The organism is Lentzea albida, assembly GCF_900111005.1.
GTDB lineage: Bacteria > Actinomycetota > Actinomycetes > Mycobacteriales > Pseudonocardiaceae > Lentzea > Lentzea albida.
Window position 1 is genome coordinate 482,249 of record NZ_FOFV01000004.1, and the last position, 22,995, is coordinate 505,243.

A 22,995-nucleotide genomic window follows, 5' to 3' on the forward strand; every position below is an offset into this window, starting at 1 on the left:
GCGGCTCAGGACAACTTGCCCACGACGAAGTCAGCGGACTTCTTGGCCATCTCGCACGCCTTGGCCGTGTCGGTGGTCGCAGCACCGGCACTCGCGATGATCTGCACGCTCGACGACTCACTGACCGAGATCACCGCGTGGCACATGTAAACGGTCTTCTTCGCCCCTGCCACCGTGAAACCGTCGTACTTCCCGAATTTCGAGGGAGTTTTCACATCGCCCTCGTAGTTGAGGCTGTCCGCCCCCTTCTCCTGCTCCACTGCGACCGTGAGGCCGCCGTTGCCGACGCCGTCCCACTCGCACACCCCTTGACCGAGGGACTGGCTGGGCGTCGGCGACTTGATGCTGAGGTCGCTCGCCTCACCGTCGCTGATCAGTTCGCACGGTTTCACAGAGGCGAGTCGGGAGTCGCCTGTCGCTGACGGCGACGTGCTGGTCGGGCTCTCGCTGGTGCCGCCTGGCTTGGCTTCACCCGTGGTCGGCCCACCCGAGCAGGCCGCAGCGAGCAGAGCGAGTCCGGCAATGGCGATACGCGCGTGCTTCATGAGTTCCTGTCACAGTCGGTTCATGGTGCCGGACGTGCCCTCATCCACGTTCCGGTAGGACTTGCGGCTCTTGTCCAACTGGGCCTTGAGCTCACTGATCGCCTTGATCAGGCCCGGGATGACCTCGGATCGTGCGGCCTCACCGATTCCCTCGTTGAACTTGCCGATCTGGTCGGCGTATCCCCCGCCCAACGGGGTCTTCGTCGCCAGGTACGCAGAGTTTCGGGCGATCTTCTCCAGGACGGCCGCGAAGTCGTCCAGCTTCTTGATCGCCGTGTCCACGGCCTCCGGGTCGTGCTGGAGCGCGCCCGCCTCCGCCGCGGCCTCCACAGACTTGGCCGCGGCCAGGATCGTACTGACGCCGCCGCTCATGAAACCCATCAAGGGGCCGCCGGACTGCGCGTAGTAGCGCTCCAGGGCGTACGCCTGCGCGCTTTCCTGCGCGCTGCTCTGACCCGTCACGAGTTCACTCCCCCACGTGCACTGCGAACTGTCGTTTGAAGGTAAAGCAAATGGGGCGGAGCGCGGATCGGTACGACTACTTACACCCGTTCGACGTAACCAGCAGCACCCGATCCAGGGTCACACGAACACGAGCCGTGCAGGCCACCTGGAGTGGCCTGCACGGCTCGTGAACGGAAAAGCGATCTACTTGTGGGCGTCCAGCAGTTGGTGCGTCAGCTGGATCTTGGCGCGCGACTTCGGTTCCGCGGTGACCGACAGGGTCTTCGCGGCCGCGTCGGCGGTGCGGCCCGGGGCCTCGTCCGGCTTGCCCTTCGTGAAGAGCCACGTCTGGAAGAGCTGGTCGAGCTGCTGGCCCGAGACCCGCTCGGCGACGGCGATGAACTCCTCGATCGTGGCGTCCGAGTACTTCTTCTCGGCTACCCAGGTGCGCAGGATCTCGAAGAACTTCTCGTCGCCTACTGCCACGCGCAGGGCGTGCACGGCGAGGGCGCCTCGGTCGTAGACCGCGCCGTCGAAGACCGCGCCGGCGCCGGGGTCGCCGGGCAGGACGTTCCAGAACGGGCTGTCGGCCGGGTACGAGTCGTAGGTGAAGTCGGCGTTCTCCTGGGCGGTGCCCTCGCCGATGTGCTCGGACCACAGGAACTCCGCGTAGGAGGCGAAGCCCTCGTTCAGCCAGATGTCGCGCCAGTGGTGCACGGACACGGAGTCGCCGAACCACTGGTGGCCCAGCTCGTGCGCGACGACGTAGGTGTTGGCGCCGCGGCGGAAGAAGCCCGTGTCGTAGGTCGGGCGGGTCTGGTTCTCGAGCGCGTAACCGAGGTTCGGGGTGACTACGCCGCCCTGTGCCTCGAACGGATACGGGCCGAAGTTCTCGGCCAGGAACTCGGTGATCTCCGGCGTGCGCTCGATGCTGGCGCGAGCGGCGTCTGCGTTCTCGCCGAGGCGCTCGGAGTACGCGTTGACGTACGGCTGGCCCGAGGGCGTGGTGCCCTGGCGGAGCTCGAACTGGCCGATCGTCAGGAACGTCAGGTAGGTCGCCTGCGGCTTGGTGCTGCGCCAGTTCCAGCGCGTGTAGCCGTTGATCTGGCGGGTCTGGCCGACGAACGTGCCGTTCGAGATCGCCTCGACGCCGTTCGGGACGGCCACGTTGACGTCGAAGGTGGCCTTGTCGGTCGGGTGGTCGTTGGACGGGAACCACCAGGAGGCGATCTCCGGCTCACCGATGGCCAGGGCGCCGTCGACGGTCTTCGTCCACGCCGTGAAGCCGTTGCGGTCCTTCACGGTGGACGGGCTGTCGGCGTATGTGACGACGATCGTCAGGTCCTGGCCCCTGCGGACGCCGCCGCGCGGGGTGAGCGTGAGCTCGCCCTGGTCCGAGACGAACGACGTCGGCACGTTGTTGACGCGCACCGACTTCACCTTGAGCAGGAAGTCGAGGTTGAACTGCGTGAGGTCCTCGGTCGCCTTGGCGAGGATCGTCGTGGTGCCCGAGAGCTGGTCGCCGTTCGGGTTGTAGTTGAGCCTGATGTCGTAGTGGGAGACGTCGTAGCCGCCGTTGCCGTACGTCGGGAAGTACGGGTCGCCGGCGCCGGGAGCACCTGGAGACGCCGCCAGCGCCGTACCCGCGAAAAGGGTCATCGCGGCCGCGGACGCCGCCGCGGCCGTCGCCTTCGATCTGATCGACATGCGGCGGACGCTATCCAGACGATCATGGGCGAGCCACCGACTTACGTATGTTTCCTATCTGGTGAAAACGGTTGACACCGTCGCCTTGAGACGTTGGTGCAGTGCGCGCAGTTCGTCGCGTTTTGCCTGCACTTCGACCACTTGGAGGCCCTTCGGCGCCGCAATCGCGCTACGGAACTCCTCCTGGTCGTCCACAATGGAGTGCGGAATTCGGTAGCCCGCGCACAAAGCGGTCAGATCAGTCCCGTGCGGGGTGCCGAAAATCCTCTCGAAACTGCCGTCGTACTCCGGAGCGCCCTGTTCCAGCAATGAGAAGATCCCGCCTCCGTCGTCGTTCAGCACGACGATCGTGAGGTCGGGCCGGCGGTCGGCGAGCAGGCCGTTGCTGTCGTGCAGGAACGTCAGGTCGCCCATCAACGCGTACGCGGGCCCGTCGTGCACGAACGCCAGGCCCAGCGCCGTGGACACGCTCCCGTCGATGCCCGCCGCACCCCGGTTGGCGTGCACGGCGACGTCCGAACGGCGTTCCGCGGCGAAGTCCACGTCGCGGATCGGGTTCGACGAGCCCACGAACAGCAGCGACCCCGACGGCATCCCCTGCACCAGGTCGCGCGCCACGTGCAGACCCGTCGGCCACGGCGTGGCGTCCAGCAGGTCGTCGACGGCCACGCCGACGTCCTTCACCGCGCGCTGCCACGCCTGCGTCCACTCGCCGTCCAGGGCGGCGGGCTCCGGCAACCACGTGGAGGCGCGGGTCGCACTGAACGGGACGTCCGGCCACTGCGCCTGATCCCCCACGGCGTGCACGATTGGAGTCGCTCCAAGCAGGGTCTGCTGTCCCCTCGACAGGGTGACGCGCCCCACGACGAGCACCGCCTCGGGCCGCAGGTGCTCCGGCAGGCCCGCGTTGAGCAGCAACGACCCGTGGCGCAGGCCGCCGGGCGCGGTCGGCTCGGCGATCACCGGCCAGCCGAGCCGCGAGGCCGCGAGCAGCCGCTCCGGGCGGTCGTCACCGAGCAGCACGAGAGTGCGGGCGGGCAACTCCGACGCACGGGTCTCCACCGCGAACGCGCGGTCCGTCTCCGTCCACGCGCCGCGGCCCGACGCCGGCCACTCGTCGTCGGAGGGCGTCAGCGGAGGCCGGAACGGCACGTTGACGTGCGACGGACCGTCCGCGGCGATGGCCCGGCAGATCAACGACCGCGTCACGGCCTCACCGCCGCCCTCCGGCATGTGCAGCGTCGGGATGCCCAGGAGGTCGTACTGGTTGATCGTCTGGCTCGCGCCCGTGCGGTAGAGGTCGACCGGCCGGTCCGCGGTGAGTGCGATCAACGGCACGTTCGTGAGCTGCGCCTCGATCACGGCCGGGTGGAGGTTCGCGACGGCCGTGCCACTCGTGCAGGTGACGACGGCGGGCGTGCCGGTCTTGGCGAGACCGAGCGCGAGGAAACCGGCGCTGCGCTCGTCGATGCGCACGTGCACCGAGAGCAGGCCCTTCTGTTCGGCCTGGTGCAGGGCGAACGACAGCGGGGCGTTGCGCGAACCGGGGCACAGCACGGCGTGGTGGACGCCGTTGCGGACCAGTTCGTCGACGATCACCCTCGCCTGCGCCGTGGACGGATTCATGCGCCTAGAGTCTCAGACCGTGGCAGATCAGGAGCTCTTCGACCCGTCGTTGTGGAAGCCGATCGAGGGCTTCGACTTCACCGACATCACGTACCACCGCGCGCTCGACCAGGGCACGGTCCGCATCGCGTTCAACCGGCCCGAGGTGCGCAACGCGTTCCGGCCGCACACGGTGGACGAGCTGTACCGGGCGCTCGACCACGCGCGGATGTCGTCCGACGTCGGGTGCGTGCTGCTGACCGGCAACGGGCCGAGCCCCAAGGACGGCGGCTGGGCCTTCTGCAGCGGCGGTGACCAGCGCATCCGCGGCCGCAGCGGCTACCAGTACGCCTCCGGTGAGACGGCCGAGACGGTCGACCCGGCACGCGCGGGGCGGCTGCACATCCTCGAGTGCCAGCGGCTGATCCGGTTCATGCCCAAGGTCGTCATCGCGGTCGTGCCCGGCTGGGCCGCGGGCGGTGGCCACAGCCTCCACGTCGTGTGCGACCTCACGATCGCGAGCGCCGAGCACGCCAAGTTCAAGCAGACCGATGCCGACGTCGGCTCGTTCGACGGCGGCTACGGCTCCGCGTACCTCGCCCGGCAGGTCGGGCAGAAGTTCGCCCGCGAGATCTTCTTCCTCGGCCGCACGTACTCCGCCGAGGACATGTACAAGATGGGCGCGGTCAACGAGGTCGTGCCGCACGCCGAGCTCGAGACCACGGCGCTGCAGTGGGCGCGCGAGATCAACGGCAAGTCGCCGACGGCGCAGCGCATGCTCAAGTACGCGTTCAACCTGATCGACGACGGACTGGTCGGCCAGCAGCTGTTCGCCGGCGAGACGACCCGGCTCGCGTACATGACCGACGAGGCCGTCGAGGGCCGCGACAGCTTCCTGGAGAAGCGCGACCCCGACTGGTCGAACTACCCGTACTACTTCTGAGCCCGCACTCCTCATGGGCAGGTAAGAGCATGCTCGACGAACTGCGCGCGGCCCTGAGCGGCGGCGAGCCCCTGGTCGACGGACCGCTCGACGGCTGGGAGAAGCGCGCCGTGCTCGGCGTGCCCACCTCCGGGTCGACGGGCGAGCCGAAGACCGTCCTGCTCGACGCGGACGCGCTGACGGCGTCCGCCGAGGCCACCCACGAGCGGCTCGGCGGGTCCGGCACGTGGCTGCTGGCGCTGCCCACCGGCCACATCGCCGGGGTCCAGGTGCTGGTCAGGTCGATCATCGCCGGCACCGCGCCCGGCGTGCTCGACCTGTCCGGAGGCTTCCGCGCCATGGGCTTCGCGCAGGCCGCACGGCCCGTGCTGGCCCAGCCCGGCCGCCACTACACCGCCCTGGTGCCCACGCAGCTGTCGCGGCTCGTCGTGGGCGAGGGGCCGGGGCTGGAGGCGCTGCGGCAGTTCGACGGCGTGCTCATCGGCGGGGCCGCCACCCCGCCGAAACTGCTGGAGCAGGCGCGCGCTCTGGGCGTGCAGGTCGTCACGACGTACGGCATGAGCGAGACCTCAGGCGGGTGCGTGTACGACGGCGAACCGTTGCGTGACGTGTCGTTGCGCACCGACGACGTCATCGAGATCAGCGGACCGGTGCTGGCGCTGGGGTACCGCGGCAGCCCCGAGCCGTTCGGCGAGTGGTTCCGCACCGGCGACCTCGGGCGGCTGCGCGACGGGCGGCTGGAGGTGCTGGGCCGCGCGGACGACGTGATCGTCACGGGTGGCGAGAAAGTGCCTCCGGTGCTGGTCGAACGGGCACTGGCGACCGTGGAGGGCGTGCTGGAGGCCTGTGTCGTGGGCGTGCCCGACGACGAGTGGGGCCAGGTCGTGGCCGCGGCTGTCGTGGCACACGACGGGGAACCGTCGATCGAGGAGCTGAAGGCCGTCGTGACCGAGGCCGTCGGACGGGCGGCGGCACCGAAGCTCGTGCGGTTCGTGCACGAACTGCCGCTGCGCGGACCGGGCAAGGTCGACCGGACCGCGGTGGCCAACGCTTTTAGGTGAACCTTTACCGCTGAGGAAGACCCTCGCCGCGAAGCGTGCGGAACTTGGCCGTGCGCGTTAGCGATGGGGGTTTCTTCATGCGCTACCTGTTACCGCTGGTCGCCGGCGCCGCGTTGGTGGCCGGACTGGCGTCTCCCGCGCAGGCGGCTCCGGCGTCGAACGAGTGGACCGCCGACGTGAGCGGCCGCGCCGTCACGTGGGGCGGCTCCCCGCGCACGGGCCTGGTCGAGCTCGGCACGCACAGACTCGCGCAGCCCGCCAACGCGGTCACGGCGGCGGTGACCGGCGACGGCGTCGTCGACGTGCGCGGTCTGCGCGCGGACGGCCAGTGGACCGAGTGGCTGGAGGCTCCGGCGACGTTGCCGGTGACCACCTCCACCGTCGAGACGCGCGTGGTCCTGAGCAGCGGCAAGGCCTCGAAGGTGAGGCTGACGGCGTCGAAGGTGCCCGCGGCGGAAGACGTTTCCGTTGCCGCTGCTGGACGTTCGTACCGCGTCTACGCGACCCGCGAGGGCCTCGTCGGTGGCACGACGGCGAACGGGCACGTGATCCGATCGCGCGACCACTTCGTGGCGCTGCCGTCACGGCGTGGGCTCGCCAACAACAACTCCGGCAACTACAGCGTGCAGGTGTGCGCTTCGAACGGTCGTTGTGAATGGGCGCCCGTGTGGGACGTCGGCCCGTGGAACACCAAGGACGACTACTGGAACCCGTCCACCACCCGGGAGATGTGGAAGGACCTGCCGCAGGGCAAGCCCGAGGCGCAGGCCGCGTACGAGAACAACTACAACGGCGGCAAGGACCAGTTCGGCCGCGAGGTCGCGAACCCGGCCGGCATCGACCTCGCCGACGGCACGTTCTGGGACGGCCTCAAGCTCACCAACAACGCGTGGGTGACCGTGACGTACCTGTGGACCGGTTCCGGTCCTGTGGGGACGGTCCGCACGTCCGCCGCCAACGGCACGGTCAACGTGCGCAGCGGAGCGAACTCCTCGTCCACGCAGGTCGGGCTGGCCGCGAACCACGCGCAGGTCAGGGTGACGTGCCAGCTCACCGGTGAGTCGGTGTCGGGCACGCAGGGCACCTCGAACGTCTGGTACCGCATCGCGTCCGGCAAGCACATCGCGAAGGCGTACGTGGCGGGCGTCTCGGGCGCCACTGCCTGCTGATACACCCCTTCGGCGGGTCCTCAGGAGTCATGTCGGAGGATAGGGGCATGGCCTCAGTCGTCCAGTGGATCCAGGGGACCCGCCCGCGCACGCTGCCGAACTCGATCGCCCCGGTGGTCGTCGGAGCGGCTGCGGCGCACCACATCGACGAGTTCAACGCGCTCTACACGGTGCTGGCGCTCGTCGTCTCGGTGGCGTTCCAGATCGGCGTGAACTACGCCAACGACTACTCCGACGGCATCCGCGGCACGGACGACAACCGGGTGGGGCCGTTCCGCCTGACCGGGTCCGGTGCCGCCGAGCCGAAGAAGGTGCGGCTGGCGGCCTTCATCTCGCTCGGCATCGGCGCGCTCGCGGGTGTGGCGCTCGTGGTGTTGTCCGGGTTCTGGTGGCTGCTCGCGCTCGGTGCCGTGTGCATCCTCGGCGCCTGGTACTACACGGGCGGCAAGCGTCCGTACGGCTACGCGGGCCTCGGCGAGATCGCGGTGTTCCTCTTCTTCGGACCGGCCGCGGTGCTGGGCACGCTGTACGTGCAGACCGGTGAGATCACCGGCATCGGCATCGGGGCGTCCATCGCGATGGGAGCGATCTCGGCCGCGGTGCTGGTGGCGAACAACCTGCGCGACATCCCGACGGACGCCGTGTCGGGCAAGCGGACGCTGGCCGTGGTGCTGGGCGACAAGGACACGCGCCGGCTCTACCTGGCGCTCATCGCCGTGCCGTTCCTGATCGCGCTGGGCATGGTCGTGCGGGTGCCGTACGCGTTGCTCGGGTTCCTGGCGGCGCCGATCCTGCTGCCCGCCGTGCGTCGCGTGGCCGCGGGGCGGGGCGGCAAGGACCTGATCCCGGTGCTGCAGTTCACCGGGATCGCCATGCTGGCGTGGGCCGTGCTGGTCAGCGTGGCCCTGGTGCTCGACTAGGGCGCTACCAGGCGTCTTCGGTGAACTGCACGGGCTCGTCGTCGTCCGTTCGCGCGGGCCTGCGCGGGGGTGGCGGCGGGGCCGTCTCACCCTGGATCAGCTCGTCCAGCTTCGCGCGGTCGGCGTCGAGCGCCTGGCGCACCAGCGGGTCGTGGCCCGCCTCGCCGGTGAGGACCTGACGCCAGCTCAGACCGGCACCGCGCGCGATGCGGTCCGCGAGTTGACGCATCGCCGGAGAGGCTTCGCTCGACTTCGCGAACTGCATCACCCTGCGGATGTCCTCAGTGGACGGCTCCTTGCCCCGGAGGTTCTGCTGGGCCGTCCGCATCGCACGCTCCGCGTCGGCGACGGCGCTCGTCAGGAAGTCCTCCGCCGCGAGGACGTCCGGTGTCCGCCAGACCGTCATCACCACTTGTCCTCCGTGAAGATGTCGGGGTCGAGCGCGTCACCGTCGTCGTCGGGACCCCGGCGCGGCCGCTGGGCCTCCATGATCTCGTCGGCGGTCATGCCCTCCTGCAACATCTGGAAGGCCTGCTTCATCTTCTTGACGTTCTCCTGCTGCATGGCCTGCACGTCCGGGTCCTGCGCGGCCTTGCCGGAGACGACGTCCTCCCAGGTGAACTCGCCCGCGTCCACCTTGCGCTTCAACGCCTTGAGCTGTTCGGGCGCGTCCCGCTCCTGCGCGGCCCGCTCGACCTGCTGGGCGATCGCCTTGAAGTCGACCGGCGGGACGGGCGGCAGCGGCGTCTCCTTGAGCCGGTTCGCGAGGTCCTGCGCCTCCTTGAAGCGCGCGTCGACCTGCGCCTCGGCGGCCCTGAGCTCGGCGGACTTCCAGCTGTCGTTCGGGGTGCTCATCTAGTTCTCCCTCCCGAACAGACCGCGCCGGATCGGCCGCGCGTCACCGCGGATGTCGGTGACCTCGCTGCGCTGCGCGATCGTGCGCCACTGGCGGAAGTCCACCTCGGACAGACCGAGCTCCTGGGCGGTTTCGTAGTTCTCGCCGAGGAAGTGCAGCACCGCCTGGTCGCCCAGGACACCGACGATCTCGAACTCCGCGCCGCGGTACGTGCAGACCGTGCGGACGAGCTGGAGGTCCTCCACGACCGCGTCCGGCACCTCGAGGAACCCCTCGGTGAAGTCCGGGGGCGTGGGCCTGCCGGCGAGCGGGTGCAGGAGGACGGACCCGGCCCTGGGCCCGAAGTCGACGTCGAAGTCCTCGTCCCGGTAGCGGCCGATCAGTCCACGACGGACGGTCGGGCGGTGCGGAACCGGTGCCTGCCAGTACCTCCCCGGCCCGAAGCCGACGTCGCCGGTCGGGATCCAGCCGGTCTGGCGGTGGACGTACTTGCCGACGCTGCGGCCGGTGCCGTCCGGTTCGAAGCGCCACAGCTCCGTGCCCGCCGGGAGCTCGGCGAGCTCCATCACGTACTCGGGGATCGGGTTCGCGCTCGGCGTGTAGCCGGTGCCGGTGAACGGGACCGGGTAGACGCGGGTGGTGCCCATCTTCTGCGCGCCGTCGAGCGTCGGGCCGCCGAAGCTCGTGTCGAAGAGCTCCGCGGTGTGGGCGAGGAAGCGCAGCAGGTACTGCGTCCCGCGCGGCCAGTCCGCGACCTTGTCGACGCCGAACGCCTCGGCGAACTGGTCGGACGTGCCCTGCGGGAAGTCCTGCCCGCGCGTCACGAACCCGGCCGCGCGGTGCGGCTCGAACTTGCCGGGCACCACGACGTTGCCCAGGTAGAGCTGCGCGACGGCGGGGTGGACGATCTTCTGCAGGATCGTCTCCGGCCCGATGCCGGCCGCCTTGCGCACGGCCTGTGGGGTGCTCATCCCGGGTTCTTCTCCTTCCACCGCGCCAGGAAGTCGGTGCGGTCGACCTGCACGTCCTCCAGTTCGCCCTCGTCGAGCGTGGCCGTGTAGCCGTTGTACTGGTCGCCTTCGAGCCCGTTGCGCTGAGCCCAGACGTACTCGCCGCCCGCGTACCCGGCCTCCGCCTTGCCGTCGTGCGTGGCGACGACGTTGAACGGCTGCCCGCGCCACGTCGCCTTGCAGGTCTCGCGGTACCAGGCGTCGAGGTCGGTGACGGCGACCGTCTTGAGCTCACGGTTGCCGTACGTCTGGAAGCCGTCGTTGTGCTCGTAAGACACGCCTGGGACCTTGCGGATCCAGACGTGGTCGGGGCCTTCGGCGCCGGCGAAGAACGTCTCGCCCCGGTACTCGGCCATCTCCTGGGAGTACTGGGTCATCAGAGCTTCGTCCAGCCGAACCTGCGGTCGTACACAGCGTGCAGTTTCTCAGAGCCGTCCGCGTTCACCTGCCAGATCTCGGCACGATCGGGCAACGGTGTGCCGCCGTCGACGCGCCACTCCGGCATCCCGCCCATCGTGGAGCCCGTACCGGTGAACGGGTCGAAGCCGTCGTAGACCTTGGTCGTGCCCCCGGCCGCCGCCATCTGCTGCTGCGACGCCTCGTAGTGCGCCTTCTCCTGCGGCGACTGGTACTCGTTCGCCCCGTACGGCCCGGGCTGGCTGAAGTCCGGCGTGTCCTTCTTCGGCCCGCCGAACGGCACGTTGTGCGCCGCTTCGTTCTGGGCGGTCACCTCGTACCGGAGCTGCATCGCCTCCTGCGCGCCCGCGGGGATCGGGGTCCAGCCCTGGCCCTTGTCGTCGAGGGCGAGGCCGTCCCGCAGGCCCTGCGGTGTGTTGACGCCGACCACGTCCTGGCCACGGGCGACCGAGCCGCCCATCTGGTTCTGCCAGGTCTCCTTCTGGCTGCCCGGCGCGTGCGGCGTGTCGGGCAGGTACGTGCTGAGCGCGCCCTGGTTGAGGGCCTTGGTGACGATGTCGCCGCTGCCGACCGTGATCTGGTTGCGGACGTCGGCGACGTGCTGGGCCTCCTGCGGGCTGAGGTTGGTGGAGAGCTCCTTGCTCAGCTCGACGTAGCGGTCGCGGTCGGCCTGGTCGGGCAGGATCTGCTCCAGCTGGTGCTGGTAGCCCTGGCCCTGCGCGGCCATGGCGGCGGCGTCGAAGTGGCCCTTGAGGTCGGGGCCGGTGGGCGGCGGCGGGTTGCCGCCGTCGTGGTCGCCGGTGTTGCCCGGGGTGGCGTCTTCGTTGCCGGGCCTGGGGTCGGTGTCGTGGGCCGGCGGGGTGTCGTGGTCGGGCTGGGGGTCGTGGGGGCGGGCGTCCTCGGCACCGCTGGTGTCGGTGTCGTGGGGCTTGGGGTCGGCGTCGTGCGGCTTGGGGTCGGCGTCGTGCGGCTTGGGGTCGGCGTCGTGAGGCCGGGTGTCGCCGTCGTGGGACTTCGGGGGCTGGCCGTCCGTGTCGTGGGGCCTGGGGCCGGAGTCGTGCGGCTTGGGGTCGGCCGGCCCGCCGGACGGGGTGTCGTGGGGTTTCGGCTCGTGCGCCCCGCCGGACGGGGTCGTGTCGTGCGGGCGCGGGGTGGTCGAGTCGTGCGGCGTGGTGCCGGACGGCGTCGGGTGGTCCGTGCCGGGGCTCGGGTGTCCGGGAGGCGACGGCAGGCCGCCGCCCGCGCTCGGAGCGGGGTGTCCCGGGGGCGAAGGGAGGCCACCACCGGCACTCGGGGTCGGGTGTCCCGGAGGCGACGGCAGGCCGCCGCCCGTGTGGGACGGCGCCGGGGCCGTCGCGGTGCCGGAACTGGCGCTCGGGTGGTCCGGAGGCGTGGGCAGACCGCTGCCCGGCGTCGGGTGACCGCCGGAGTTCGGCGGCGTCGGCAGGCCCGAGCCACCGGGCGTCGTGTGGCCGCCCGTGTTTGGGGGCGTGGGCAGGCCGCTGCCAGAGCCCGGCGTCCGGTGCGGGTCCGGCGTCGGGTGCGTGCCGGGGCCCGACGGGGGCGTCGGCAGGCCCGTGGACGGCCTCGAGCCCGAAGCGGGCGTGCCCGACCCCTGGCTGGGAGGCGTCGGGAGGCCCGAGCCCTGTCCAGGAGGCGTGGGCAGGCCGGTGGACGGCTTGGGGCCGCCCGTGGGCGCGCCCGCGGACGGGAACGCCGGCACGCCGCCCGCGCCGGGGCGCGAGCCGGAGCTGCGGGTCTGGTCGCCGCCGCCCGCTCCCGGCGCCATCGGGGCGCCCATCGGCATCGCGCCGCCCATCGGGGTCTGGTGCGTTCCGGTGGGGGCGGCCGCGGGGGCCGCTGCTGCCGCGTGCGTCGTGTCCGGGCGGGCCGGAGTCGCCGGGCCGCCCGAGTGGCCGCCGCCCGCGGGGGCGCTGGAGTGGCCGCCGGTGGGGACGCCGCCCGTGGGCGCTCCGCCGCCGCCACCTCCGCCGAGGGAAGGCGGTGCCGTGGCGGCCGGGCCCGTGGCCGCTGCCGCGTGGGTGGAGGTCGGGGCGTCGGGGCCGCCGTGCAGGGTCGGCGGGGCGGCTGCGGGGGCGCCGCCCGGTGCCACCGACGAGACGGCGGCCGGTTTGGTCTCCTCCGAGCCGCCTGGCGGGGTGTAGATCTCGCGGACCTGCGAACCGACGTCACGGCCGCGGTCGGCGATCTCCGTGGCCGACTCCTTGATGTTCGAGAAGTCGTCGTGGATGTCGTTGACGGCGTTGCGGACGTCGCGGCCCGCCTCGGCCACCTCCTGGGTGGCGTTCATGGCCTCGGCGAGGGAGTCGGCGTCCTTCAGCTTGCCGATGGCGGAGAAGACGCGGCCGACGGCGTCGAACAGGGCTTTGACGTCCGAGATGAGCTTCTGGACCGTCTCGATGATGTCCATGACGCGCCGGTAGATCTGGTACGCGTTCCAGACCATCTCGGCGGCCTTGATCCAGCCCGCGACCGGGATCCAGACGGTGGCGGCGGCCTCGAGCAGCTTGTTGACCAGGTAGTCGAGCAGGCGCGCGGCCTGCTTGCCCAGGGCCTCGGCGCCGGACGCGACCGTGTCGAAGCCCTTCGCGATCAGCTGGGCGACGCCCATCTCGGCGAGCAGGCCCGCCTTCCAGCCGAGGGCGATGTACTTCTCGTGGGCCTTGGCCGCGTCGCCGTCCCAGTGGCCGCGCACCTTGCCCACGGCGTCCGTGAGGTTGTACGAGACGTCGTTCATGGCGTTGCCGACCATGCGCCACGCGTCGCCGTCCGCGCGGATCTTGGACCAGTCGCCGGTGATCGGCGTGATGATCGTGGAGACCAGCGACTCGCCGGTCACCGCCTCGAACACCCAGTTGACGGCCTGCACGCCCCAGCCCTGGTCGCGCAGGACGTCGTTCAGGGACGCCGTGTCGACGTCGGGCTGCTTCAGCGAGGCCGCGACGGGACGAACGGCCTGGTAGGAGGTCGTCACTTGAGCAGCCCCTCGAAGATCCGCCGCTGCAGGGCGTCGATGTCCTCGTAGGTCTTCGCCGTCGCGTCCACCGCCGTGGCCGTGCCCTCGAGCTTCGACTTGCCGAAGTCGAGCGTCTCGTCGAACAACGCCCGCACGACGTCCACGCCCGGCTGCAGCAACGCCAGCAGGCCCGTGAAACCAGCCTTGTCGCACGCCGTGGCGTGGACGTACTTGCGGATCGTCTCGAACTCTTGGGCCTCGGTGCGCAGGTACTCGGCGTACGCGCGCATCTCGGCCGCGTCGGTGAACAGCGACGACACAGCGTCCCCCCTGCGGACTCGGTGCTCAGGTCACGCTGTGACGCACAACCCTCGTCACCAGTTCCCCGTGCGGTGGAAGTTGTTCAGGCGTTCGTGGCAGGGGTCGAGGTGCAGGCCCTGTGCCGCTACCCATGTGTCGTCGTAATAGGTGTTCGCGTAACGCTCGCCGCCGTCGCAGAGCAACGTCACCACGCTCCCGCGCGCACGGGACTGCCGCATTTCGGCGATGATCTGGAACGCGCCCCACAGGTTCGTGCCGGTCGACCCGCCGACCCGCCGTCCGAGCAGGTCCTCGACGTACCGGATGGTCGCGATGGACGCCGCGTCCGGCACCTTGATCATGCGGTCGATGACCTCGCCGATGAACGACGGCTCCACCCGCGGCCGCCCGATGCCCTCGATGCCGGACCCGCGCGTCGCCACCAGGTCGCGGTTTCCGTCGCGCCACGCGTCGAAGAAGACCGAGTGCTCGGGGTCGACGACGGCGAGGCGCGTGTTCAGCTTCTGGTAGTGGATGTACCGGCCGATCGTGGCGGACGTGCCGCCCGTGCCCGCGCCGACGACGATCCAGTCGGGCTCGGGCGACGGCTCCAGCTTCATCTGCTGGAAGATCGACTCGGCGATGTTGTTGTTGCCCCGCCAGTCCGTCGCGCGCTCGGCGTGGGTGAACTGGTCCATGAAGTGGCCGCCGAGCTCGGAGGCCAGCCGGCGCGACTCGTCGTAGAGGGCCGACGGCTCGTCGATGAAGTGGCACTTCCCGCCCTGGCGCTCGATCAGCGCGACCTTCTCCGCCGAGGTCGAGCGGGGCATCACCGCGATGAACGGCAGACCCAGCAGCCGCGCGAAGTACGCCTCGGACACTGCCGTGGAACCGGAGGAGGCCTCGATCACGGGCGTGCCACCGGTGATCCAGCCGTTGCAGATCGCGTAGAGGAACAACGAGCGGGCCAGCCGGTGCTTCAGCGAGCCCGTGGGGTGCGTCGACTCGTCCTTGAGGTAGAGGTCGATGCCCCATTCGAGTGGCAACGGGTACCGCAGGAGGTGCGTGTCCGCGCTGCGGTTCGCGTCCGCCTCGATGATCCCGACGGCCTCGCACACCCAGTGCCTGGTCCTGCTGCAAACGCGGTCAACGGAGGTACTCACAGCCCGCACGATAACCGGGCAGACGTCCTACGCCTGGGTGACAGGACCTTCGTCACCACGCAGTTCGCTGCGCAGCTTGTCGCGCTCGGACCTGCGCGCGGCCTGGTGCGCGTCGAGACCGACCGCCACGCGCTGCCGCAGGCCCTTGAAGATGAACAACGACGCCGGCAGCGCCACGACCACACTCACGGCCAGGGCGGGCAGCAAAGGAACCTTGAACAAGATGAGCGCGCCCGTCACCACCGCGACGAGGCCGAGGCGGGCGAGGACGTAGAGCGTCACATCTCGAGCGAGCACCCGTTCAGGTTACGTCGCCTTCCTCGTCCCCGGTGTTCGGGCGTCCCTCGAACCGCGTGGAGAGCACCACAGTCGTCCGTGTGCGGGCCACGCCGTGGATGCGCCGCAACCGCCCGAGCGCGCGCTCCAGGTCGTCGACCGTCGCCACCCGGACCTTCACGACGAACGACTCGTCACCCGCGACCCGGTAGCAGGACTCGACCTCGTTGAGCTCGGCCAACGCGACCGCGACCTCGTTGTCGTCGGCGATGTCGGTGGGGTGGATGCCGATCAGCGCGGTCACGCCCAGACCGACGGCGCTGGGGTCGACGACCGCGTGGTAGCCGACGATGACGCCGCTGGACTCGAGTTTGCCGACCCGCTCGTGCACGGCGGACGCGGACAGGCCGACCTGCCTGCCGAGGTCGGCGTACGTGGCCCGTCCGTTGGTGCGCAGAGCGGCGATGATCTGTCGATCAAGAGCATCCACCTGGGTAACCCTATGCCCCACGCGTGCACTCACGTAGCAGCGGTCACATGTGCGGGGAGTGTCACCCGTGTCCGGTTCGCGACGCTCGTCCCTTACTACCTCTTTACCAAAAAACAAGCGTTCGAGTACCTGATGGGTCAGATGCCACGATCAGACCAGAACGTCTGATCTGAGGAGGACGAGTGACTGCAGCCACCGAGCGGCTCTTGACGCCTGGGGAAGTCGCCAATCTGTTCCGGGTCGACCCGAAGACCGTGACCCGATGGGCCACCGCAGGTCGCATCGGCTCGATCCGCACCCCTGGAGGACATCGCAGGTTCCGTGAGACCGAGGTGAAGCAGCTCCTTTCGGAGCTGACGACCGAGGCGACTGAACCCGTTCGCCACTGAAACCGTAGTTATCCCTGGGCCGCGGGTAATCTCGTGGCAAAGGGAGGTGGCGACACGATGATCTACCTGCTGGCGGTGATCGGTGCGCTCACCGTGGCTGTGCTCGTGTGGCGAGCGTTCGCCCCGCAGCACTCGGAGTACACCCCAGGCCGCAAGGTGATCGCACCCGACGACGACCCGGAGTTCCTGCGCAAGCTCGACGAGCAGCGCAAGCGCGACGAGTGAACGGAAAAGGGGCCCTGATCCCAGGACCCCTTTCCGCCACTGCAGACCCGCTCAGTTGTGCGGGAAGTCGTCCGCGACGACCGCGGCGAGTTCCAGCAACGCGAGGCGGGTCTCCGGCGCGAGCTGGTCCAGCGCGATCTCGGCGCCCTCTTCGAGGTGCTCGTCGAACGGCAGGCGGACCACGGCACGGCAGCGCTGCTGGAAGTGGGCGGCGAGCTTGTCGAGGTCGACCTTGCCCGACTTCGGGCGCACCGAGTTGATGACGCACACGGACTTCGCGACCAGTTCGCGGTAGCCGTGCGCCTCCAGCCAGTCGAGCGTCGCGGCGGACGTCTGCGCGCCGTCGACCGAACCGGACGACACGAGGACCAGAAGGTCCGCCTCGTCCAGCACGCCCTTCATCGCGGAGTGCATCAGGCCGGTGCCGCAGTCGGTGAGCACGATGTTGTAGAAGTGCTCCAGCAACGCCACCGTGCGCCGGTAGTCGTCCTCGCTGAACGCCTCCGACACGGCCGGGTCCTGCTCGGACGCCAGCACCTCGAGGCGCGCCGGCGACTGCGAGGTGTACGCGCGCACGTCGCTGTACTTCGTGATCCGCGGGGCGTCGCGCAGCAGGTGCCGCACGGTCGCCGTGGTCTCGCGCGGGATCTTCAACGCCAGCGTGCCGCGGTCCGGGTTCGCGTCGACGGCGATCACCCGGTCGCCGCGCAGCGACGAGAACGTCGAGCCCAGCGTCGTGGTCGTCGTGGTCTTGCCGACGCCGCCCTTCAGGGACAGCATCGCGATCTTGTAGCACCCGCGCAGCGGCTGGTTGATCCGGCCGATCAGCTCACGGCGCCGCACGTCGGCAGGGCTCTCGCCGAGGTTGATGGCGCCGCCGGTGATGGAGTGCAGCGACTTGCGCCAGCCGGACGTCGGCGGGCGCTTGTCCTTCTTGATCAGCTGCTGCGACGACACCTGCTCGGCCTGCGAGCGGTACTCCTGCTGCGGGAAGTTGTTCGGGAACGGCTGGCCCGAGAACTGGCCGTACTGGCCCGTGGGGTGCGGGCCGGACTGGCCGCCGCCGACCGGGTACCCGCCCGACTGCGAGCCGGGCGCCGGGTAGGGACCGGACGCGTTGCCGGGCACCGCGTAGGGGCCCGAGGCGTTGCCGGGGACCTGGTACGGCCCCGAGGCGTTGCCCGGCACCTGGTACGGGCCGGAGGCGTTGCCGGGAACCGCGTACGGACCTGAGGCGTTGCCCGGCACCTGGTACGGGCCGGAGGCGCTCTCGGGCACCTGGTACGGGCCCGAGGCGTTGCCCGGCACCTGGTACGGCCCCGACTGGTTGCCCACCTGGTGCGGGCCCGATTGGCTGCCGCTGACGTTCTGCGGGCCGGATTGCTGCGGGTCGAGGTAGGCCGCCGCCTGCGGGTCGACGTACTGCGGGCCGGAGCCCTGTTCCTCACCCGGTGATTGCCAGTTCACCGCTGTGGCCCTCCCTGAGCAAGAGAGACCGAGACTTCCCCGACCCCCGGGTTGCGACGGTACGCAACCGCCGACGGTTCCATCGAGGTGGGGGCTAACTCGTTAGAGACCTGCGTACGAATGCAACCCAGTAGTGACCAAGTTGATGAAGAACAGGTTGAAGACGTTCAGGGCGAAGCCCGCGACGTTGATCCAAGCCGCCCCACGGCCACGCCAACCGGCCGTTGCGCGCGCGTGCAGGTATGCCGCGTAGACCACCCACGAGACGAACGCCACCGTCTCCTTCGGGTCCCAGCCCCAGAACCGGCCCCACGCCGCCTCGGCCCAGATCGCGCCGCAGATGATCCCGGCCGTGAACAGCGGGAACGCGAGCACGGTGGTCCGGTACGACATGCGGTCGAGCACGTCGGCGGACGGCAGCCGCGGGAAGCGGTCGGCCTTCGAGTCCTTGAGCAGGTAGAGGATCGACGTCACGCCGGGGATCAGCAGCACGCCGGACGAGATCGAGATCACCGAGACGTGGATCACGAGCCAGTACGACCGCAGCGCCGGCTGGACGGGCGCGGACTCGGCGTACAGGACGGTGCCGCCGAGGAACAGCAGCACCAGGATCGGCGTGAGCACGAACGCGCCGAGGCGGCGGATCGGGAACTTGGCCATCAGCACGATCCACGTCACCACGGCCGCGAGGCACAGCAGCGACATGTACTCGTACATGTTGCCCCAGGGCGCGCGCCCGGCGGACAGACCGCGCATGACCAACGACCCGAGGTGCAGCACGGCACCGAGGACGGTCAGGGCGGCGCCCATGCGGCCGATGCGCTCGGCCCGGCTCAGCTCGGCCTTCGGCTCGTCGACGAGGACGTCCGGGCCGCTGGCGCCGACCAGCGCCTTGCGCGGGGCGCGGGCGAAGGCCTGCTCCACCGCGTACAGCAGGATCGCGAAGAGGTAGACGCCCAGCGCGCTGCGGTACAGCCAGTCGCTGTAGGTCGCCAGTGTCTCGTTGACCGGCATCAGGACTTCTCCTCGTTCAGCACCGCGCGGGCGAGCCGCGTGAACTCCTCGCCGTATCCCGCCTGGTCAGTGCGGGCGAGGCCACCGACCTCGACCAACGTACGCCCGTCGTCCAGACGGGTCGCACGCACCCACACCCTGCGGCGCTTGACGGTCAGCGAGACCCCCAGGCCGAGGATGATCAGGACGGCGAACGCGAGCACGTAGATCTGCGTCGGGTCGTGCGAGACCTGCAACGACACCCAGTCGTTCACGGAGTCGAAGCGCACCTTCGTGCCGTCGTCGAGCACGATCTCCTCGCCCAGCGCGAGGTTCTTGCGCGCGACCTTGGCCAGACGGCCCTGCTCGACCATCTTCTGGTCGATCGAGAAGATCGACTGGCCGCGTCCGTCGTCCACGCCCAGGTCGCCCCGGTACACGTCGACCGCGACCATCGGGTTGTCCAGAGCGGGGAACTTCGAGTTCAGGATGCCGCCGTGCAGCAGCGGCGTCGGCGCCAGCAGGCCGGTCACGGCGATCTGGTTCTTGCGGCGCGTCTCGGAGTCGGTGATGCCCGGCGGGTCGAACTTCGTCGCGCCCTCGGAGGCCAGCGTGACCTGGTCGGCCGGCAGCCACTGGATGCCCTGCGTGCGCTTCTCGCCGTTGGGGAACGTCACCGTGAACGTCGGCGTGTAGCCGTGGCCGAGCAGGTAGACGCGGTCGCCCTCGGTGCGCAGCGGGTGGTTGACCTGCAGCGTGTACGGCTTCCACGTGTTCGACGCGAGGTCGTCGCCCGACTGGTAGCGGATGTCGGCCTGGTAGCCGACGGGCTGGCCGTTCTCGAGGTACTCCGCGGAGAACTTGCCGATCTCGACGCAGAACGGCGTGAGGTCCGTGCCGTCGACCCGCAGGCCGGGCCGGAACGAGTCGTAGTTGAAGATGCCGCCGTTGCAGAACTGGCCGCCGTCGGCCTGGACGATGACCTGGCCCTCGTAGCTGAACATCTTGCCCAGCGCGAACGACACGAGCAGGCCCAGCAGCGCGAAGTGGAAGACCAGGTTGCCGGTCTCGCGCAGGAACCCGCGCTCGGCGCTGACCGTGCCCTCGCCGGTCTCCATCCGCCAGCCGCGCATGACCTTCCGGGCCTTGTCGACGGCCTCTTCCGGCGTGATGTCGAGCTCGGCCTGCGCGTGGTGCGGCATGCGCGAGAGGTTGCGCGGCGTCAGCACCGGCTTCGAGCGCATCTGCTTGAAGTACTCCCACGTGCGGGGCAGCAGGCACCCGACGAGGGACGTGAACAGCAGCAGGTAGATCGCGGCGAACCACGGCGTCGCGTACACCTCGAAGAAGCCGAGCTTCTGGAGCAGCTCGCCCCACCAGCCCTTCTCGGCGACGTACTCGTCGACCTTCCTCGCGTTGAGCGAGAGCTGCGGCAGCAAAGCGCCGGGCAGCGCCGCGAGCGCGAGCAGGAACAGCAAGGTGAGCGCGGTCCTCATCGAGGTGAGGCCGCGCCACGTGTTGCGCAGGAAGGCGATCACTAGAGCGGCAACTCCACGACGTCGACGAACGAGTAGCGCAGCCACCCGACGAACTCACCCCAGAGCCCCGTGACCAGCGCGATCCCGACCAGGATCAGCAGCACGCCACCGAAGATCTGCACCTGCCGGGCGTGCGTGCGCAGCCACTTCGTCACACCCAGCGCCCACCGCGCGCCGAGCGCGAGCACCACGAACGGCAACCCGAGCCCCAAGCAGTACGCGAGCACCAACACGGCCCCACGTGCCGTGGACGACCCGATCTCCGTGCTGCGCGCCACGGCGAGCACGCCCGCGAGCGTCGGTCCGAGGCACGGCGTCCACCCGAGCGCGAACACGGCCCCGAGCACCGGCGCCCCGACCAGCCCGGCCTTGGGCTTCGCGTGGAACCGCACGTCCTTCTGCAGCGCCGGAACGAGCCCGAGGAACACCAGTCCCATCAGGATCGTGACGACACCACCGATGCGTTGGAACAGATCGGCGTTGAGCAACAACGCGTCTGACGCACCGAGGATGGCCATCGAGGCCAACGCGAAGACGACGGTGAACCCGAGCACGAACAACAACGAGGCCCCGGCGACCCGCCACCGCCCCTGCTTCGCCGGTTCGTTCGCCTCGACCCGAGGCGCCTCGGCCCCGACGAGCCCGGCGAGGTAGGCCAGGTAGCCGGGCACGAGCGGCACCACGCACGGCGACGCGAACGAGATGAAACCAGCGAGCAGCGCAACCCCGGTGGCCAGCAGCAACGGCCCGGAGATCGCCAGATCGGTGGGGTTCACACATCTCAGAGTAGGTAGTTGCCCAGATCACGCCACGACCGGTGTCCGTTTTCCAGGCCGGAACAATCCTTGGGCCAAAAGTGCCAACTATTGCCGCTTGTGGGTGACGTCACGGTTGCTTAGCGTCAACACATGCATCGTTCGCGGCTGCTCCTCCCAGCTCTGACCGTCACCGCGCTGACCCTATTCGCGCAGGTACCGGCCGGCGGCGCCGCCCCGGCGATGGAATGGCGCGAGGTCTTCAACGAGGACGGCACCATCACCCAGGCCCTCACCCCGAGGGCCCCGGCGGAGAAGCCGGCGGACCTCCGCCTGATGGCCGCCGCGGAGGTGGTCCCCGTCCAGGTGACCGGCGACTCGGCAGACCGCTTCGACCTCGTCTTCGTAGGCGACGGCTACACCACCGACGACCTCCCGACCTACACCGAGAACGTGAAGAGCAAGTGGGAGGAGCTCTCCGCGGTCGAGCCCTTCGCCAGCTACAAGCAGTACTTCAACGTCTGGCAGGTCAACGTCGTCTCGCCGGAGTCCGGAGTGGACAACGACCCGACCAAGGGCATCGTCAAGGACACGGCCCTGGACATGGGCTTCTGGTGCCAGGGCCGCGACGCGAACACAGAGCGCCTCCTCTGCGTGAACGAGACGAAGGCCAAGGAGTTCGCCGCCCTGGCCCCGGCCTCCGACCAGGTCATCGCCCTCGGCAACACCACGAAGTACGGCGGCGCAGGCGGCTCGGTGGCCACCGCCGCAGGCTCCAACGCCCAAGCGGGCCAGATCGCCATCCACGAACTCGGCCACTCCATCGGCGGTCTAGCGGACGAGTACGACTACCCGTACCTCAACTACACGGGCACCGAACCACGCGAGATCAACGTGACCAAGGACCCCACGGGCGCCAAGTGGGGCGAGTACCTGGGCCAGCCGTCCCCGGACGGCGGCGTGATCGCCCCGGTGGAGGGCGCGCGCTACTACAAGACCGGCCTGTACCGCCCGACCGCGAACTCGATCATGCGAACCCTGGGCAAGGAGTTCAACTCGATCGGCAGGGACGCGATGGTGAAGGCCTTCAAGGCGAAGATCCCGTCGCTGAACGAACCGGCGGTCCCGGCCGCGCGGTAGGGGTGGGCTGCGCAGCGCTGGTGGAGGCTGGGGCGGTACCGGGTCTGGGCTGGGCCTAGGCCGGGATGGGCTGGGGCCGGGCTGAGGCCGGGACTGGGCTGAGGCCGGGGCCGGGGCCGGGGCCGGGCTGGTAGCGCGGCGAGGCTGGCAGGGCGGGGTCTCGGGTAGCGGCGCGGCAGCAGGTGGCGCGGCTGAGGCAGGCAGGAAGCGGACAGGTGGGCTGGTGGCGCCTGATGGCCGCGATGCCGAAGGCGAGGCGTGCGATCGGTGCGACGCCGCAGGCGAGCCGTCCTGAGCAAAGAGGTACCGGCGGTGGGGTCCCATCACGAGTCGCGCCATAGCTCTTGCTGCAGTCAGGCAGGGGTGTCAACCCGGCACGCTCTTCGCCGGGTTGACACCCCTGCCTGACTGTGGCCCGCTCTTGGTGCGGCTTGTGATGGGACCCCACCGCCAACGCAACCAAACAAAGCAACCGGCAGCCGCTCTAAGCAACAGGCGTGCCATCAACCTGCCCCCAGCGCTGGCCCCCATCTCAGATTGCCGGGGTCTGGGGCAGAGCCCCAGGGGAAGCACGCAAGGCGACCAGGCCGCACGCAAAAGCAGCC

24 protein-coding genes are annotated in these 22,995 nt (G+C 69.9%); 7 read left to right on the forward strand and 17 right to left on the reverse strand.

The annotated features are described in order from the left end of the window. Positions 1-5: 5 nt before the first annotated feature. The 4 genes from BMY74_RS14380 to menD form a co-directional block, all read right to left on the reverse strand. On the reverse strand, positions 6-545 hold the full coding sequence (locus BMY74_RS14380) for a DUF3558 family protein (protein WP_089915571.1): 540 nt from the start codon (positions 543-545) through the stop codon (positions 6-8). Between the two features lie 9 nt (positions 546-554). Then, entirely contained in the window at positions 555-1,007 is a 453-nt protein-coding gene (locus tag BMY74_RS14385) for a hypothetical protein (protein ID WP_089915574.1), read from the reverse strand. A 186-nt stretch (positions 1,008-1,193) separates the two neighbouring features. Then, positions 1,194-2,696 carry a M1 family metallopeptidase gene (locus BMY74_RS14390; protein WP_089915577.1) on the reverse strand — a complete coding sequence of 501 codons (1,503 nt, stop codon included), beginning with the start codon at positions 2,694-2,696 and terminating at the stop codon, positions 1,194-1,196. A 54-nt stretch (positions 2,697-2,750) separates the two neighbouring features. Further along, positions 2,751-4,322, reverse strand: coding sequence for a 2-succinyl-5-enolpyruvyl-6-hydroxy-3-cyclohexene-1-carboxylic-acid synthase (menD, locus tag BMY74_RS14395; protein ID WP_089915580.1), 1,572 nt, complete (start codon positions 4,320-4,322; stop codon positions 2,751-2,753). Here menD and BMY74_RS14400 point away from each other — a divergent pair. The 4 genes from BMY74_RS14400 to BMY74_RS14415 all read left to right on the forward strand — a co-directional run bounded on the left by BMY74_RS14400 (position 4,321) and on the right by BMY74_RS14415 (position 8,394). Beyond that, complete coding sequence (locus BMY74_RS14400) at positions 4,321-5,244, forward strand: 1,4-dihydroxy-2-naphthoyl-CoA synthase (RefSeq protein ID WP_089915585.1); 924 nt, start codon at positions 4,321-4,323, stop codon at positions 5,242-5,244. The genes menD and BMY74_RS14400 overlap by 2 nt on opposite strands. Positions 5,245-5,273: 29 nt before the next feature. Further along, positions 5,274-6,305: an o-succinylbenzoate--CoA ligase gene (menE, locus tag BMY74_RS14405; RefSeq protein ID WP_089915588.1), complete on the forward strand. Its 1,032-nt coding sequence runs from the start codon at positions 5,274-5,276 to the stop codon at positions 6,303-6,305. Positions 6,306-6,382: 77 nt separating this feature from the next. Beyond that, on the forward strand, positions 6,383-7,474 hold the full coding sequence (locus BMY74_RS14410) for an SH3 domain-containing protein (RefSeq protein WP_089915591.1): 1,092 nt from the start codon (positions 6,383-6,385) through the stop codon (positions 7,472-7,474). 47 nt (positions 7,475-7,521) lie between these two features. Then, positions 7,522-8,394: a 1,4-dihydroxy-2-naphthoate polyprenyltransferase gene (locus BMY74_RS14415; protein WP_089915595.1), complete on the forward strand. Its 873-nt coding sequence runs from the start codon at positions 7,522-7,524 to the stop codon at positions 8,392-8,394. A 4-nt stretch (positions 8,395-8,398) separates the two neighbouring features. Here BMY74_RS14415 and BMY74_RS14420 read toward each other — a convergent pair whose 3' ends face one another. The 9 genes from BMY74_RS14420 to BMY74_RS14460 are packed head-to-tail and all read right to left on the reverse strand — an operon-like array spanning position 8,399 to position 15,883. Continuing rightward, entirely contained in the window at positions 8,399-8,800 is a 402-nt protein-coding gene (locus BMY74_RS14420; protein WP_089915800.1) for a hypothetical protein, read from the reverse strand. Continuing rightward, complete coding sequence (locus BMY74_RS14425) at positions 8,800-9,249, reverse strand: hypothetical protein (protein ID WP_089915599.1); 450 nt, start codon at positions 9,247-9,249, stop codon at positions 8,800-8,802. The genes BMY74_RS14420 and BMY74_RS14425 overlap by 1 nt, the downstream gene beginning before the upstream one ends. After that, positions 9,250-10,221, reverse strand: a complete 972-nt coding sequence (locus BMY74_RS14430; RefSeq protein WP_089915602.1) for a hypothetical protein — start codon at positions 10,219-10,221, stop codon at positions 9,250-9,252. Then, positions 10,218-10,637, reverse strand: coding sequence for a hypothetical protein (locus BMY74_RS14435; protein WP_089915605.1), 420 nt, complete (start codon positions 10,635-10,637; stop codon positions 10,218-10,220). Before BMY74_RS14435 ends, BMY74_RS14430 begins: the two co-directional genes overlap by 4 nt. Continuing rightward, positions 10,637-13,672, reverse strand: a complete 3,036-nt coding sequence (locus BMY74_RS14440; protein ID WP_089915608.1) for a phage tail family protein — start codon at positions 13,670-13,672, stop codon at positions 10,637-10,639. Before BMY74_RS14440 ends, BMY74_RS14435 begins: the two co-directional genes overlap by 1 nt. Further along, positions 13,669-13,974, reverse strand: a complete 306-nt coding sequence (locus BMY74_RS14445) for a hypothetical protein (protein WP_089915611.1) — start codon at positions 13,972-13,974, stop codon at positions 13,669-13,671. The genes BMY74_RS14440 and BMY74_RS14445 overlap by 4 nt, the downstream gene beginning before the upstream one ends. Positions 13,975-14,028: 54 nt before the next feature. Continuing rightward, complete coding sequence (gene cds1, locus BMY74_RS14450) at positions 14,029-15,117, reverse strand: L-cysteine desulfhydrase Cds1 (protein WP_089915614.1); 1,089 nt, start codon at positions 15,115-15,117, stop codon at positions 14,029-14,031. Positions 15,118-15,144: 27 nt separating this feature from the next. Beyond that, positions 15,145-15,414, reverse strand: a complete 270-nt coding sequence (locus BMY74_RS14455) for a DUF4229 domain-containing protein (RefSeq protein ID WP_245786113.1) — start codon at positions 15,412-15,414, stop codon at positions 15,145-15,147. Positions 15,415-15,418: 4 nt separating this feature from the next. Continuing rightward, positions 15,419-15,883: an Lrp/AsnC family transcriptional regulator gene (locus BMY74_RS14460; RefSeq protein ID WP_089915620.1), complete on the reverse strand. Its 465-nt coding sequence runs from the start codon at positions 15,881-15,883 to the stop codon at positions 15,419-15,421. A 182-nt stretch (positions 15,884-16,065) separates the two neighbouring features. Here BMY74_RS14460 and BMY74_RS14465 point away from each other — a divergent pair, with 182 nt between their 5' ends. Beyond that, on the forward strand, positions 16,066-16,272 hold the full coding sequence (locus BMY74_RS14465; RefSeq protein ID WP_089915625.1) for a BldC family transcriptional regulator: 207 nt from the start codon (positions 16,066-16,068) through the stop codon (positions 16,270-16,272). A gap of 57 nt (positions 16,273-16,329) precedes the next feature. Next, positions 16,330-16,497, forward strand: a complete 168-nt coding sequence (locus tag BMY74_RS45040; RefSeq protein ID WP_086667950.1) for a hypothetical protein — start codon at positions 16,330-16,332, stop codon at positions 16,495-16,497. Between the two features lie 51 nt (positions 16,498-16,548). On the opposite strand, the gene BMY74_RS14475 is transcribed toward BMY74_RS45040, so the two are convergent. The 4 genes from BMY74_RS14475 to BMY74_RS14490 all read right to left on the reverse strand — a co-directional run bounded on the left by BMY74_RS14475 (position 16,549) and on the right by BMY74_RS14490 (position 21,271). After that, positions 16,549-17,964, reverse strand: a complete 1,416-nt coding sequence (locus BMY74_RS14475) for a MinD/ParA family ATP-binding protein (RefSeq protein ID WP_245786114.1) — start codon at positions 17,962-17,964, stop codon at positions 16,549-16,551. 102 nt (positions 17,965-18,066) lie between these two features. Further along, complete coding sequence (gene ccsB / locus BMY74_RS14480) at positions 18,067-18,978, reverse strand: c-type cytochrome biogenesis protein CcsB (protein WP_089915628.1); 912 nt, start codon at positions 18,976-18,978, stop codon at positions 18,067-18,069. Beyond that, positions 18,978-20,453: a cytochrome c biogenesis protein ResB gene (gene resB, locus BMY74_RS14485; protein WP_089915806.1), complete on the reverse strand. Its 1,476-nt coding sequence runs from the start codon at positions 20,451-20,453 to the stop codon at positions 18,978-18,980. Before resB ends, ccsB begins: the two co-directional genes overlap by 1 nt. Before the next feature lie 41 nt (positions 20,454-20,494). After that, on the reverse strand, positions 20,495-21,271 hold the full coding sequence (locus tag BMY74_RS14490) for a cytochrome c biogenesis CcdA family protein (RefSeq protein WP_089915631.1): 777 nt from the start codon (positions 21,269-21,271) through the stop codon (positions 20,495-20,497). A 132-nt stretch (positions 21,272-21,403) separates the two neighbouring features. On the opposite strand from BMY74_RS14490, the gene BMY74_RS14495 reads away from it, so the two are divergent. Beyond that, the gene (locus tag BMY74_RS14495; protein WP_089915635.1) at positions 21,404-22,390 is read left to right on the forward strand and encodes a M64 family metallopeptidase; all 987 of its coding nucleotides are present in this window, start codon (positions 21,404-21,406) and stop codon (positions 22,388-22,390) included. Positions 22,391-22,995 lie beyond the last annotated feature (605 nt).

Bases quoted from the DNA above. Each gene is read 5' to 3' on its own strand.
- BMY74_RS14410 (WP_089915591.1), top strand. From the start codon at position 6,383: ATGCGCTACCTGTTACCGCTGGTCGCCGGCGCCGCGTTGGTGGCCGGA.
- BMY74_RS14425 (WP_089915599.1), bottom strand. From the start codon at position 9,249: ATGAGCACCCCGAACGACAGCTGGAAGTCCGCCGAGCTCAGGGCCGCC.
- BMY74_RS14430 (WP_089915602.1), bottom strand. From the start codon at position 10,221: ATGAGCACCCCACAGGCCGTGCGCAAGGCGGCCGGCATCGGGCCGGAG.
- BMY74_RS14495 (WP_089915635.1), top strand. From the start codon at position 21,404: ATGCATCGTTCGCGGCTGCTCCTCCCAGCTCTGACCGTCACCGCGCTG.
- BMY74_RS14390 (WP_089915577.1), bottom strand. From the start codon at position 2,696: ATGTCGATCAGATCGAAGGCGACGGCCGCGGCGGCGTCCGCGGCCGCG.
- BMY74_RS14400 (WP_089915585.1), top strand. From the start codon at position 4,321: ATGCGCCTAGAGTCTCAGACCGTGGCAGATCAGGAGCTCTTCGACCCG.
- BMY74_RS14415 (WP_089915595.1), top strand. From the start codon at position 7,522: ATGGCCTCAGTCGTCCAGTGGATCCAGGGGACCCGCCCGCGCACGCTG.
- ccsB (WP_089915628.1), bottom strand. From the start codon at position 18,978: ATGCCGGTCAACGAGACACTGGCGACCTACAGCGACTGGCTGTACCGC.
- BMY74_RS14435 (WP_089915605.1), bottom strand. From the start codon at position 10,637: ATGACCCAGTACTCCCAGGAGATGGCCGAGTACCGGGGCGAGACGTTC.
- BMY74_RS14380 (WP_089915571.1), bottom strand. From the start codon at position 545: ATGAAGCACGCGCGTATCGCCATTGCCGGACTCGCTCTGCTCGCTGCG.
- menE (WP_089915588.1), top strand. From the start codon at position 5,274: ATGCTCGACGAACTGCGCGCGGCCCTGAGCGGCGGCGAGCCCCTGGTC.
- resB (WP_089915806.1), bottom strand. From the start codon at position 20,453: ATGAGGACCGCGCTCACCTTGCTGTTCCTGCTCGCGCTCGCGGCGCTG.
- BMY74_RS45040 (WP_086667950.1), top strand. From the start codon at position 16,330: ATGATCTACCTGCTGGCGGTGATCGGTGCGCTCACCGTGGCTGTGCTC.
- menD (WP_089915580.1), bottom strand. From the start codon at position 4,322: ATGAATCCGTCCACGGCGCAGGCGAGGGTGATCGTCGACGAACTGGTC.
- BMY74_RS14420 (WP_089915800.1), bottom strand. From the start codon at position 8,800: ATGACGGTCTGGCGGACACCGGACGTCCTCGCGGCGGAGGACTTCCTG.